The organism is Poseidonibacter parvus (genome assembly GCF_001956695.1).
GTDB lineage: Bacteria > Campylobacterota > Campylobacteria > Campylobacterales > Arcobacteraceae > Poseidonibacter > Poseidonibacter parvus.
Window position 1 is genome coordinate 707,632 of record NZ_CP019070.1, and the last position, 12,511, is coordinate 720,142.

General features: G+C 26.4%; 14 protein-coding genes. 12 read left to right on the plus strand and 2 right to left on the minus strand.

Annotation, left to right across the window (positions count from 1 at the left end; all coding sequences use genetic code 11):
• The first annotated feature begins 1 nt into the window (after position 1).
• The 4 genes from tsf to gmk are packed head-to-tail and all read left to right on the plus strand — an operon-like array spanning position 2 to position 3,196.
• Complete coding sequence (gene tsf, locus LPB137_RS03495; RefSeq protein ID WP_076084422.1) at positions 2–1,045, plus strand: translation elongation factor Ts; 1,044 nt, start codon at positions 2–4, stop codon at positions 1,043–1,045.
• Positions 1,046–1,083: 38 nt separating this feature from the next.
• Entirely contained in the window at positions 1,084–1,767 is a 684-nt protein-coding gene (locus LPB137_RS03500) for an ABC transporter ATP-binding protein (protein ID WP_076084424.1), read from the plus strand.
• Entirely contained in the window at positions 1,764–2,582 is an 819-nt protein-coding gene (locus LPB137_RS03505) for a hypothetical protein (RefSeq protein ID WP_076084427.1), read from the plus strand. The genes LPB137_RS03500 and LPB137_RS03505 overlap by 4 nt, the downstream gene beginning before the upstream one ends.
• Positions 2,582–3,196 carry a guanylate kinase gene (gene gmk, locus LPB137_RS03510; protein ID WP_076089196.1) on the plus strand — a complete coding sequence of 205 codons (615 nt, stop codon included), beginning with the start codon at positions 2,582–2,584 and terminating at the stop codon, positions 3,194–3,196. The genes LPB137_RS03505 and gmk overlap by 1 nt, the downstream gene beginning before the upstream one ends.
• A 3-nt stretch (positions 3,197–3,199) precedes the next feature.
• Here the strand turns inward: gmk and LPB137_RS03515 are convergent, their stop codons facing one another.
• The gene (locus LPB137_RS03515) at positions 3,200–4,822 is read right to left on the minus strand and encodes an EAL domain-containing response regulator (RefSeq protein ID WP_076084429.1); all 1,623 of its coding nucleotides are present in this window, start codon (positions 4,820–4,822) and stop codon (positions 3,200–3,202) included.
• 100 nt (positions 4,823–4,922) lie between these two features.
• On the opposite strand from LPB137_RS03515, the gene LPB137_RS03520 reads away from it, so the two are divergent.
• Together LPB137_RS03520 and ccoS are read left to right on the plus strand one after the other, a co-directional pair.
• A complete protein-coding gene (locus LPB137_RS03520) occupies positions 4,923–7,361 on the plus strand; it encodes a heavy metal translocating P-type ATPase (RefSeq protein ID WP_076084431.1) in 2,439 nt (812 codons plus the stop codon).
• Positions 7,362–7,369: 8 nt separating this feature from the next.
• The gene (gene ccoS / locus LPB137_RS03525; RefSeq protein WP_076084433.1) at positions 7,370–7,606 is read left to right on the plus strand and encodes a cbb3-type cytochrome oxidase assembly protein CcoS; all 237 of its coding nucleotides are present in this window, start codon (positions 7,370–7,372) and stop codon (positions 7,604–7,606) included.
• 29 nt (positions 7,607–7,635) lie between these two features.
• Here ccoS and LPB137_RS03530 read toward each other — a convergent pair whose 3' ends face one another.
• Positions 7,636–7,923 (minus strand): c-type cytochrome, encoded by a 288-nt coding sequence (locus LPB137_RS03530; protein WP_076084435.1) that lies wholly within the window; start codon positions 7,921–7,923, stop codon positions 7,636–7,638.
• Between the two features lie 194 nt (positions 7,924–8,117).
• Between LPB137_RS03530 and LPB137_RS03535 the strand changes: the two genes are divergently transcribed.
• Genes LPB137_RS03535 through LPB137_RS03560 form a run of 6 tightly spaced genes read left to right on the plus strand, consistent with a single transcriptional unit; the run spans position 8,118 to position 12,505 of the window.
• A complete protein-coding gene (locus tag LPB137_RS03535; protein ID WP_076084437.1) occupies positions 8,118–8,720 on the plus strand; it encodes an ATP-binding cassette domain-containing protein in 603 nt (200 codons plus the stop codon).
• Positions 8,707–9,633, plus strand: coding sequence for a ferrochelatase (hemH, locus tag LPB137_RS03540; RefSeq protein WP_083657090.1), 927 nt, complete (start codon positions 8,707–8,709; stop codon positions 9,631–9,633). The genes LPB137_RS03535 and hemH overlap by 14 nt, the downstream gene beginning before the upstream one ends.
• Positions 9,634–9,641: 8 nt before the next feature.
• Positions 9,642–10,187 (plus strand): AmmeMemoRadiSam system protein A, encoded by a 546-nt coding sequence (gene amrA, locus LPB137_RS03545; RefSeq protein WP_076084441.1) that lies wholly within the window; start codon positions 9,642–9,644, stop codon positions 10,185–10,187.
• The gene (gene amrB, locus LPB137_RS03550; protein ID WP_076084443.1) at positions 10,188–10,979 is read left to right on the plus strand and encodes an AmmeMemoRadiSam system protein B; all 792 of its coding nucleotides are present in this window, start codon (positions 10,188–10,190) and stop codon (positions 10,977–10,979) included.
• A complete protein-coding gene (locus LPB137_RS03555) occupies positions 10,980–11,723 on the plus strand; it encodes an ElyC/SanA/YdcF family protein (protein ID WP_076084445.1) in 744 nt (247 codons plus the stop codon). It abuts the gene before it with no gap.
• Between the two features lie 35 nt (positions 11,724–11,758).
• Positions 11,759–12,505 (plus strand): metal ABC transporter ATP-binding protein, encoded by a 747-nt coding sequence (locus LPB137_RS03560; RefSeq protein WP_076084448.1) that lies wholly within the window; start codon positions 11,759–11,761, stop codon positions 12,503–12,505.
• Positions 12,506–12,511 lie beyond the last annotated feature (6 nt).

Here is a 12,511-nt window from a genome sequence, read left to right on the forward strand (position 1 = left end):
TATGGCAGGTGCTACTCCAAAATTAATTAAAGAATTAAGAGAAAAATCTGGTGCAGGAATGCTTGATTGTAAAACAGCTCTTAACGAATGTGAAGGTAATATTGACGACGCAATCAAATATTTAAGAGAAGCAGGTTTATCTAAAGCTGCTAAAAAATCTTCAAATGTTGCAGCTGAAGGTATCATTACTATTTTAGTAAATGATACTAATACAAAAGCAACAATGACTGAAGTTAACTCTCAAACAGATTTCGTTGCTAAAAATGAGCAATTCCTTAACTTAACTAATGGAATTACTGCACATGCACAAGCAAATGATATCAACGATGCTGAAGCTTTAGCTGCTTCAACAATCGAAGGTCAAGATTTCCCAACTTTCTTAAATGAGAAAATCGCTGTAATTGGTGAAAATCTTGTTGCAAGAAAAGTTACTAATGTTGAAGGTACTGTTGTTAATGGTTACGTTCACTTAGGTAAAGTTGGTGTTATTTTAGCTGCAACTTGTGATGACGCTGCTAAAGAAAAAACTGTTGATTTATTAAAAAAAGTTGCAATGCATGCAGCTTCAATGAAACCAACTGTAATTTCTTATAAAGATTTAGATGCTGAGTTTATTGCTTCTGAAAATAAAGCAATTATTGCAGATATTGAAAAATTAAATATTGAGTTACATAGACTTGGTAAACCAGAGAAAAATATTCCTGAATATGTTTCAAGAGTTCAATTAACTGATGAAGCAATTGCAACTGCAGAAGCTGCTATGAAAGAAGAATTATTAGCTCAAGGTAAACCAGAGAAAATTATTGGAAACATCGTTAAAGGTAAAATTGCTAGATGGATTGAAGATAACTCTCAATTAGATACTGCTCACGCATTATTATCTCAAAAATACGTTATGGATGATTCAATGACTGTTGAAGAAGCTATTAAAGCTGTTGATGCATCAATTGAATTAACTTCATATGTAAGATATGAATTAGGTGATGGTATTGAGAAAAAAGAAGAAGATTTTGCTGCAGAAGTTGCTGCACAAATGGGAAAATAGTAAATATCAATAAAATTGATAAATAAGGATATCATGACATGAGTGAATTAAAACAAAATGAGTCACTCATGACTGGTAACCTTTTACTACAAGCAAACAATATATCTCACAAGTTCGATTATGAACTTTTTAATAACATAACATTATCTTTACAAAAAAAACAATCAATTGCAATAATAGGAATGAGTGGAAGTGGTAAATCAACACTTTTAAATATTCTTTCATCACTATTAAAACCTGTAGAAGGTGAAGTATTATTCAATGATAAAGAAATATATTCTTTAAAACAAAAAGAACTTTTAAATATTAGAAGGAACGATTTTGGTATAATTTTTCAAGCTCATTATCTTTTTAGAGGATTTTCTGCTAGTGAAAACTTAGATATATCTACACTTTTAAGCGGTGAAGAATTAGATATGCAATTATTAAGTGACTTAAAAATTAATCATGTTTTATCTCAAGGTGTTGGAGAGTTAAGTGGTGGACAACAACAAAGACTTTCAATTGCTAGAATAATGACAAAAAAACCAAAAATTATATTTGCAGATGAACCAACTGGTAACTTGGATAAAGATACTGCTAATATTGTAATGGGTACACTATTTAATTATATTAAAAACAATGATGCTGGTTTAATACTTGTAACACATGAAAGTGATTTAGCTTATCAATGTGACAAGGTTTATAAACTAGAAGATTTAGTATTACAGGAGTTGAAATGAATTTATTATTGATATGTGAAACGCTAATAATAGAGCAAATTTTTTCACTTGTATGTAAAAAGTTAAACATTGAGTTAACAATACAAAAATCAAATGATGTTAATGAAAAATTTGATTTAATCGTAATAGATCAAAACTTTATTGACGATAAGTTTAATATAATTAAGCAGTTTTCAAAAAGGCTTGGTGCAATATCAAGTGAGGAATTACCTTTTGATAAATCAAGAGATTTTATAATTCCTAGACCTTTTTTACCTACAAAATTACAAGAAATATTAAAAGAACAAATAGAGTTTATTTCAAAAGAAGAAATTACAACTACATCAAACAATAATAGCACTTATGTTCAAGATTTAGATGAATATGAAGAAGATGAAGAAGTAACAGTTCCTATTATTACTGATTATGTTGAATCTTTAGCTGAAGATGTTTATTTAGATATTGAAGATGAGAATGATGAAAGTATTGTAAATTTAGCTTCATTAAATAATGGTGGTATTCTAGATAATAATGAATTATCAAAAATTAACGATATTTTAAAAGAAGAAGTTATTCATAATGAAGTTGTTATGAACAAAAAAGATTGGAAAGATATTTCAGATATTATAGATGATGCTCTTGATGAAGTAAAAGAGTATGAGTTTGATTTAAAAGATGAGTCAGTTTCTTCTGCTAATCTTTTAAAATTAATACTTACAGATTATAATATTAATGAATTAAAACCCTTACTTGAAAAACTAAACCAAGAAACTATTGATAAGCTTTCACAAGGTGAGAGTATTGATATTAGGCTTATGTTAAAGGATGAGAATTGATTAATGAAAAAAAAGGTGCAATATTAATTTTATCGGGACCTAGTGGCTGTGGTAAGTCTACTTTATTAAAAGAAGTATATAAAGATATAAATGATTATTATTTTTCTATTTCAACAACTACAAGAGCTCCTAGAGTAGGTGAGGTTGATGGAGTTGATTACTTTTTTGTTACTAAAAAAGAGTTTGAAGAAGATATAAAAGATGATAATTTTTTAGAATATGCACTTGTTCATGGAAACTATTATGGAACATCTTTAAAACCTATTAATAAAGCTTTAGATGAAAAGAAGTTAGTTATCTTTGATATTGATGTTCAAGGTCATGAATTAGTTAGAAATAAACTTGATAGTATTGTAACATCTGTATTTATTACAACACCTTCTTTAAAAGTTTTAGAAGATAGATTAAACAGTAGAAACACTGATGATAAAGAAGTAATTGAAAATAGAGTTAAAAATGCTAAAGCTGAAGTAGAATATTTTAGAGATTATGATTACTTAATTATAAATGATAATTTAGAAGAAGCTTCAAAACAGCTAGTTTCAATTGCAAATATTGCTAGAATTAAAACTAAGCTTTTTTCAAAAGAATCAATAGTATCATCTTGGCTATAAAAGCTATTTGATACTTTCGTATCCAACTGGTTTCTCAAAGTAATAACCTTGACAGTAATCTATACCTAACTCTTTAATCTTCTTGTAAATTTCTTCACTTGATACATATTCAGCAACTGTTTTTACTTTAAACTCTTTTGAGAAGTTAGCAATAGTACTTACAATAATTTCTAAATCTTTTGAAGTAGTAATATTTTCAATTAATGAGCCATCAATCTTTACAAAATCAATATCAAGTAGAGTTAATAAGTTAAAGTTAGAGTATCCAGCTCCAAAATCATCAACTCCAACAGTACAATTAAACTTTCTTACATTTGAAATAAATTTTGTTACTTGATTAAAATCAGAGATTTCTTCTGATTCTAAAATTTCAAACTCTAATAAATCAGTATATTCTTTGTTTTTTTCTAAAATTTCATAAATAAATGCTGTTGTTTCATCATTAGCTATATCATCAAAAGAGATATTTACAGAAACTCTTTTCTTTTTATTTTTAATTAATTCAAAAGAATCATTGATAATTATCTTAATAATATTAGGATAAAGTTTTGTTCTTTTTGCAACATCTAAAAAGTTTATTGGTGCAATTTCTTTACCTTCTTTAGTTATATATCTAATTAATGCTTCATATTTATATACTTCTTCTGTCCTTGTATCAACAATACATTGAAAGTATGCTTTAAATAGATTATCTCTAAATCCTACTTTAACTTGTTTAACCCATTTTATATTTTCTTCGAAGGATTGTTGTATATTAAAAGATTCATTATAAATCATAATTCTTTGAAGCTTAGCTCTTGCATAATTTATAACTCTTTGTGAGTATTTATATGCTCTTTCACCATCACCTTTTGCAATACCTATTGTAATATTGATATCAATTTCATCATCATTTATAAATAAAGAATCTTTTTCAATTTTATCCGCAAATGCTACACATAAATTATAAAAAACACTTGTATCTAATTCTTCATCTAAAGATAAAATAGCAAATTTATCTGCATCCATTCTATAAATAGAAAATTTACTATCTTTAAAAAAGTTCTTAAGTGTATTTGCAAGTTCATATAAAATGATATCACCATTCTTTTCACCAAAAAGATCGTTAATTGTAGAAAACTCATCAATATCTAATAATGCCATTAATTGAATGTTTTTATTTTCAAGATCTTTTTTTAGTTTATTTCTATTTGGTAAATGTGTTAGGTTATCTATATATAAATCTTTTAGTTCATGATATAGCAAAGACTGAGACATTACTTGTAAAAGTTTTGATATATCAATAGGTTTTAAAACATATTTATCAATACCTATATCAATAGCTTCAAGTAAGTATTCTTTATTTGAAAAAGCAGTGGCAACAATAATTGGAATATTTAAATTTATTTTTTTAATCTCTTTTACCATTTCTAAACCATTTAGAAGTGGCATATTTACATCTGTAATAATTAAATCAATTTCATTTTCATGTTCTTTAAATAGCTCTAAACCTTCTTGGCCATTTTTTGCTACATATTGTTTTTTAGTAAAGCCTTTTAAGATTTGATGAGTTACTTCTCTTAAATCTTTTTCATCTTCTGCGTATAATATGGTAATATTTTTTAGTATAGATATATTATTTATCATTAAGAATCACTCCAATGTTATTAAGGTATAATATCATAAATAAACATAATAAGTAAGTAAAAATTGATTAAATAATAAAATCTACATTAGGAATTTATACGTGTCCCAAGTAAAGTGTAATCATTGTCACTTAAGTTTTGATGATGAAATAATGATAAAAGAAAATGATTTAAATTTCTGTTGTAAAGGCTGCCAAGGAGTTTATCATTTACTCAAAAGTGATGGCTTAGACTCTTTTTATGATAAATTAGGAAATAAGACAATCACTCCTCCTTTAAATTTAAAAAATGATGACCTTTCAAAATTTGATACTCCTAGTTTTATGAACACATATGTACAAATAACAAAAGATGGGTTTAATGAAGTTGATTTAATTATTGAAGGTATTCATTGTGCTGCTTGTGTTTGGCTAAATGAAAAAATACTTCATGATACAAAAGGCTTACTTGAAGCAAATATAAATTTTACAACTAATAAAGCAAAAATCACCTGGGATAGTGATGAATTAAAACTATCAGATATAATTTTGCGTATTAGGTCTATTGGCTACAATGCTTACGCTTATGATTCTTCAATAGCAGATGAAAATGCTATAAAAGCAAAACGAGAATATTTTATTAAAATGATGGTTGCTGTAATTGCAAGTATGAATATTATGATGCTTAGTGTTGCAAAATATACTGGATTTTTTACTGGAATTACACCTGAAGTAATGCATATGATTCATATTGGCGAGTTTTTATTATCTACACCAGTGCTTTTTTATTCTGGTTGGGTATTTTTTAAAGGTGCTTATTTTGGATTAAAAAACAAAATATTAAATATGGATTTCTTAGTTAGTTCAGGGGCAACTTTAACTTATATTTATTCATTATTTATTCTTTTTGGAGCTAAGGGTGAAAGCTACTTTGATTCGGTTGCTATGATTATCACCTTTGTTTTAGTTGGTAAATACCTTGAAGTAATTGGTAAAAAATCTGCAGTTGATACTCTTGATAAAATCAAATCATCTCTACCTTTAGAAGCTACTATTATAGAAGGCGATAATAAAAAACTTGTAGCATTAAATAGTATTAATATTGGTGATATTGTTGAAATCAAAACAGGAGAAAAAGTTCCTGTTGATGGAGTGATTGTAAAAGGTGAGGGGTCTTTTGATGAGGCTAGTTTAACAGGAGAGTCTATACCTATTTATAAAAAAATAGGTGATAGTGTTTATAGTGGAACAATAAATACAAATAATCTTATTCATTTTGAAGTAACAAAAGATTTTAAAAATTCTACTTTTTCTTCAATTGTAACACTACTTGAAGACTCATTAAATTCAAAACCACAAATACAAGACAAGGCAAATGAAGTATCACGTGGTTTTACAGTTACTATTTTAACTTTATCAATTTTGACTTTTTTAGTTTGGTATTTCTTTGGACTTGATTTAGGTTTTGATTATGAAGGAACTAATCATTTTGAAAAATCATTTATTGTTGCAATTTCTGTAATTGTAATAGCTTGTCCTTGTGCTCTTGCACTTGCTACACCAATTGCTAGTTTAATAGGAATCTCTGAGTTAGCAAAAAAAGGTTTGCTGTTCAAAGAAGCTAAGTTCATTGAATCTTTAGCAAAAGCAAATACTGTAGTATTTGATAAAACTGGAACTCTAACAAAAGGAGAACTTTCCGTTTCTAAAGCTACAATATTTAATGATAGTAAAGAAAATATGGATTTACTCTATTCATTACTTGATTCTTCAACTCATCCAATTAGTAAATCTTTAAAAAAATATTTAGAAGATAAATATGATTTAAATAGTAAAAAATTAAATGATATTAGAAATATTGATGCACGAGGAATGAGTGCTATTTATGAAGATAAAAATGGTAATAACACTACTTTACTTGGTGGAAATTTACAATTAATAAAAGATGAAAATATAAACTTTGATTTAGAAGTTGAAAATAGTGTATATATTTTTGCAATAAATAATCAAGTTATTGCTAGTTTTGAACTAATTGATGAGGTTAAAGATTATGCAAGTGATTTAATCTCTTATTTAAGTTCAAATAATATTGATGTAATAATGCTAACAGGTGATAATGAAAAAGTTGCATTAAGTGTTGCTAAACAATTAGATATTAAAGATTATCATGCTTTTCAAACACCAGTTTCAAAAGCTAACTTTATAAAAAAATTAAAAGAAGAAGATAAAATAGTTATTATGGTGGGTGATGGAGTAAATGATAGTATTGCTTTATCAAATGCTGATGTTGCAATTGCAATGGGAACATCTGCTGATATATCTATGGAAGTTTCTGATATTGTTTTATTAAACTCATCTTTAACTTCACTAAAAGATGCTTTTGAAATATCAAGTAGAACATATAAATTTATAAAGCAAAATCTAGGTATTTCTTTATTATATAATTTAGTTACAATACCATTTGCAATGTTTGGATATGTAATACCTTTAGTTGCAGCTTTATCTATGAGTTTAAGCTCACTAATTGTTGTATTAAATTCACTTAGAATTAAAATAAAATAGGAATATAAATGATAAATGACACACTTTTTTTTATGCTAATTGTAGGAATAATAATTTCAGCAGCACTTTTACTTATCTTCGTTTGGGCAGCAAAAACTGGACAATTTGATGATTCAAATAAATTAATAGATGGAATGTTGTTTGATAGTACAGAAGATTTAAATGATGCTATTGAAAAAGAAAAAAAGATCAAAGAAGCTAAAGAGAATAAGTTAAATAAAGAAAAAGCTAAAGAAGCAGAATAAAGAGATAAATCTCTTTATTCTATTGGTAATTACTTACCGATATACTCTGCTAATTCAGCGATGTCAGCATCAGTAAGTTTCATAACATTACCTTTCATAACACCTTTCATTTTTCCACCATAAGAACCATCTTTATAACCTTTTAAAGCTGTTGCTACTTCTGCTTTAGTTAAGTTTGCTGGAATTTGTGTTGGAGTTGCTGCGAATGCTTTTTCACCTTTTGCACCATGACATGCAACACAAGAACTATAAGACGCTGGAGCCGCTGCGAATGCAACTGCTGCTGCTAAAATTGAACCTAATACGATTTTTTTCATTTTTTCTCCTTAAATTTTAAAGCTACATTTTAGCTTTTTATTTATTTTCCTTAGCTTAATAATTAAAACTACAAGTTAAGTATTAGTATAAGTGTTACCTATAATTGTATATTAATTGTGTATAAATAAAAAATATTTTTGCAAATATAAAGGCATATTTTTATATAGTATATTTTTAATATAAAGGTATTTTATTGAACAAAGAATTGATTTTAAATATAAAGAATCTAAACTTCTCATACAAAGAAAATAATCCAATATACAAAGATTTTTCTTTGTCTTTAAAACAAGGTGAACTTGTTACTATTTTTGGAAAAAGTGGAAGTGGTAAAACAACTCTTTTCGAACTTATAATTGGAACATTAAAAGCAAAAAGTGGAACTATTGAAAAAGAAAATCTAAGTTTGATATTTCAAGATCCATATAATTCTTTTCACCCAAGTTATCCAATTATAGAACAAATTAAAGATGTTGTACAAAGAGATTTTAAAGATGAATTAAAAAGTTTTTTAAAAGAATTAAATTTAGATTATGAGTTACTTTTAAAAAAGCCACATGAGTTAAGTGGTGGTCAATTACAAAGATGTTCAATTTTAAGAGCTCTTTTAATGAAACCAAAATTATTACTTGTAGATGAGCCAACATCTGCATTAGATAATATCATTGCATATGATGTGATGAAACTTCTTATAAAATATTTAGATACGTGTGCAATATTACTTATTACACATGATGAACAAATGGCAAAATGGTGTAGTGATAAAATAATAAGGTTAGATGAAAATGAAAACAAATAAAGCATTAGTTTTACTTAATATGGGTGGAGCTAGAAGTAAAGATGAATTAAAAACTTTTTTAACAAATATGTTTAATGATAGAAATATATTAACTATTAAATGTGGTTTTTTTAGAGGTTTAGTTGCTTCAATGATTGTAAAAAGTAGATTAAATTCTGCATGGAAGAATTATGAAGAAATAGGAAGTGAAACTCCTTTACATAAGTTAACTGAAAAATTAGTAGATAAATTAAATGCTAATCTTGAAGGATACAAAACTTATCAAGTTATGAGATATACTGCTCCTTTTGCAAGTGATGTAATAAAACAAATGGAAGAAGATGGTATTGATGATATTACAATACTACCTTTATATCCTCAATTTTCAACTACAACAACAAAATCATCTCTTGAAGATTTTGAATTATATTCAGATGATAAATTTACTACAAAAATAATTAAAACTTTTTATAAAAATGAAAAGTTTAATAATTGTATAGTAAATGAAATTATGAGTCAAACTGATACTCCAAAAGAGTATAACTTAATTTTTTCAGCTCATGGTTTACCTCAAAAAATAGTTGATGCAGGTGATCCTTATGAAAAACAAATGAATGAACATGTCGAGATTCTAAGTAATATGTTAAAAGAAAAAGGTTATGAGTTTAATTCTGTATCTTTAGCGTATCAATCAAAAGTAGGTCCTTTAAAATGGCTAGAACCAAGTTTGGATGATGCTTTAGTTGATTTCAAAGATAAGAATGTGATTATTTATCCTTTAGCTTTTATTGTTGATAATTCAGAAACAGATTTTGAACTTGATTTAGAGTATAGAGAAATAGCAGAAGAAATAGGTGTTGGTGATTATAAAGTTTGTAAGTGCGTTAATGATAGTGATGAATTTATAGAAGCAATAAAAGATATTATTAAATAAGGGTTTTTATGAATAAAGATATATTACTAAAAATTGCAAATGATGCAATTGCATGTAAGTTTGACGAAAGTTTTAAAATTGATAAAGAGCAACTTATAAAAGAATATCCTTTTTTAGATGAACCTGCAGCTTGTTTTGTGACACTTAATTTAAATGGAGAATTAAGAGGATGTATTGGAAGCTTAGAAGCTTATGACATGTTAATTGATGATTTAATTTCAAATGCATATAATGCAGCTTTTTTAGATCCTAGATTTTTAGAATTATCAGAAGAAGAGTTTGCAAAAATAGACTTAGAAATATCTATTTTAACTCCTGCGATTAAATTAGAATACAAAGACAAAGCTGATTTAAAATCAAAAATAAAAGTAGGGCTTCATGGTGTTGTATTAATGGATGAAGAAGAGCGTTCTACTTTTTTACCACAAGTTTGGGAACAATATCAAAATTTTGAAGAATTTTTTGAAAAACTAATTATCAAAGGAAATTTTGATAAAGATTGTTTAGACAAAAATATTAATGTTTTAGTTTATGAAGTTATAAAAGTAAAATAAATGAGTATTAGAAAAACAGTAGTTTCTGGTAGTTTTTATCCAAATGATAAAGATGAACTAGAAAAGTTAATAAAAAGTTTTTCTAATAATATTAATAAAAATGAAGATAATGGATTTAAACATATAAATGCAATTGTAAATCCACATGCAGGGTATATATACAGTGGAAAGCTTTGTAATCTATCTTTTAATACTGCTTCAAAACAAAACCCTAAAAGAATAATAGTAATAGGACCTTCTCATAATACTTACTTTGAAGGTTCAAGTATTTGTCTTGATAATTTTTATGAAACGCCTTTGGGAAATATTGAAATTGATTTAGAATATTCAAAAGCTTTAATGCAAAGATATGATTTTTTAACTACAAATGAAGAGTGTGCTTTTGAACACTCAAGTGAAACACAAGCTCCATTTATTAAATACTATTTTCCAAATGCAAAAATTATTGAAATAGTTTATGGAAATCAAGACTCTAATACTCTTAGTTTATTACTTGATGAGCTAATAAAAGATGAAAATAACTTACTTGTAATCAGTACAGATTTAAGCCATTTTCACCCATTGCAAATTGCAAAAAAAATTGATGAAAATTGTATAAGTGCAATAAATGAAAAAGATTTAAGTAAATTGGAAAATTGTGAAGCTTGTGGAAAAACAGGAATAAAAGCCTTACTTGAATCATCTAGTAAAAATAGTTTAAATACTAAAGTTTTAGATTATTCTACAAGTTGTGATGTTAATAATGATAAAACAAGAGTTGTAGGTTATTTATCAGCTATTGTAGGAAGTTAAATGTTTTTACTTAAAAAGATTATTTCTGCTTTTTTATTACCTATTCCTATTGGTCTTTTTTTACTATTTATTGCTTTTTATTTTTTAATTACTAATTCATACAAGAAAGCAAAAGTATTTTCTTTTTTTGCACTTCTTTGGTTTACACTTTTATCTTCACAAATAGTTTCAAATGCAATTATAAATCCTTTAGAAAACTCGCACAAAGCACTTTTAGAAATTCCAAAAGTTCAATATGTTTTAGTTTTAGGTTCCGGTCATATTACAAATGAAAACCTAAGTATTACTTCACAATTAAATCAAGTTGCAGTTGTTAGATTAAATGAAGGAATAAGAATTTTTAAAAAACTTGATAATGCTAAATTAATTGTATCAGGATACAAAGGCTTTGATAAAAATTATCATTCAACTATGAGTAAATCTCTTGCTGTTGATTTAGGAATAAAAGATAAAAATATCATAAAGATGGATAAACCAAAAGATACAAGAGAAGAAGCAATACAAGCTAAAAAAATAATAGGGAGTAAACCTTTTATTTTAGTTACAAGTGCATCACATATGAAAAGGTCAATGCTATTATTTAAAAAGCTTGGATTAAATCCCATTGCCGCTGCTACATATCATTTAGGAGAGGATAAAAAAGATTATAGTTCTATCTTTGCTAGTGAGAATTTATATAAGGTAAAAGTAGCTTTTCATGAATATCTAGGATTAGCATGGGCTTATATTAAAGGATATATTTGATACAATTGCGACTTTGTTGCAAATAAAGGTAAATATTGGAAATTTTAAATATAAAAGACTTATCATACGCGTATAAAGAGAATTATAAAGTACTAGAAGATATAAATCTAACAATTAATAATGATGATTTTCTAGCAATTATTGGACCAAATGGTGGCGGAAAATCAACACTTCTTAAACTAATTTTGGGTTTATTAAAACCTCAAAATGGAAAAATATCAAAAAATATCAAAAATGAATTAATCGGTTATGTTCCTCAAAATACAAACTTAAATATTGATTTTCCTATAACTGCACTTGAAGTAGTTTTAATGGGACATATCGGAAATAAAAAGAAGCTTTTTGGATATAGCAAAGAAGATATTTCTTGTGCTATGCACTCATTAGAAAAAGTAGGAATGAGTGATTTTTCAAATAGACGAATTGGTGATTTAAGTGGAGGTCAAAGGCAAAGAGTTTTTATTGCACGTGCATTATGTGCAAATCCAAAAGTAATGCTTTTAGATGAACCAACGGCTAGTATTGATGTAAAAGGTCAAAAAGAAGTTTATGAATTACTAAAAGAGTTAAATAAATCAATTTGTATAGTAGTAGTAAGTCATGATATTTCTGTTTTATTAAACTATGCAAATAATGTTGCTCATGTAAATAAAAATCTTGTTTATCATAATTTAGAAAGTATACAAAAAGATATACATACTGTTGATGACCACTTGTGTGAAGTTGAGCTTTTAAAAGCTTTAGGAAAAACACAAGTTTGTTGTGATCATAAACTTCAGTAGGAAATG

What these genes read in the sequence shown, in the direction of transcription:
- LPB137_RS03555 (WP_076084445.1), top strand. Translation starts at nt 10,980, where the DNA reads ATGTTTTTACTTAAAAAGATTATTTCTGCTTTTTTATTACCTATTCCT.
- LPB137_RS03530 (WP_076084435.1), bottom strand. Translation starts at nt 7,923, where the DNA reads ATGAAAAAAATCGTATTAGGTTCAATTTTAGCAGCAGCAGTTGCATTC.
- hemH (WP_083657090.1), top strand. Translation starts at nt 8,707, where the DNA reads ATGAAAACAAATAAAGCATTAGTTTTACTTAATATGGGTGGAGCTAGA.
- LPB137_RS03500 (WP_076084424.1), top strand. Translation starts at nt 1,084, where the DNA reads ATGAGTGAATTAAAACAAAATGAGTCACTCATGACTGGTAACCTTTTA.
- amrB (WP_076084443.1), top strand. Translation starts at nt 10,188, where the DNA reads ATGAGTATTAGAAAAACAGTAGTTTCTGGTAGTTTTTATCCAAATGAT.
- LPB137_RS03515 (WP_076084429.1), bottom strand. Translation starts at nt 4,822, where the DNA reads ATGATAAATAATATATCTATACTAAAAAATATTACCATATTATACGCA.
- LPB137_RS03505 (WP_076084427.1), top strand. Translation starts at nt 1,764, where the DNA reads ATGAATTTATTATTGATATGTGAAACGCTAATAATAGAGCAAATTTTT.
- amrA (WP_076084441.1), top strand. Translation starts at nt 9,642, where the DNA reads ATGAATAAAGATATATTACTAAAAATTGCAAATGATGCAATTGCATGT.
- ccoS (WP_076084433.1), top strand. Translation starts at nt 7,370, where the DNA reads ATGATAAATGACACACTTTTTTTTATGCTAATTGTAGGAATAATAATT.
- tsf (WP_076084422.1), top strand. Translation starts at nt 2, where the DNA reads ATGGCAGGTGCTACTCCAAAATTAATTAAAGAATTAAGAGAAAAATCT.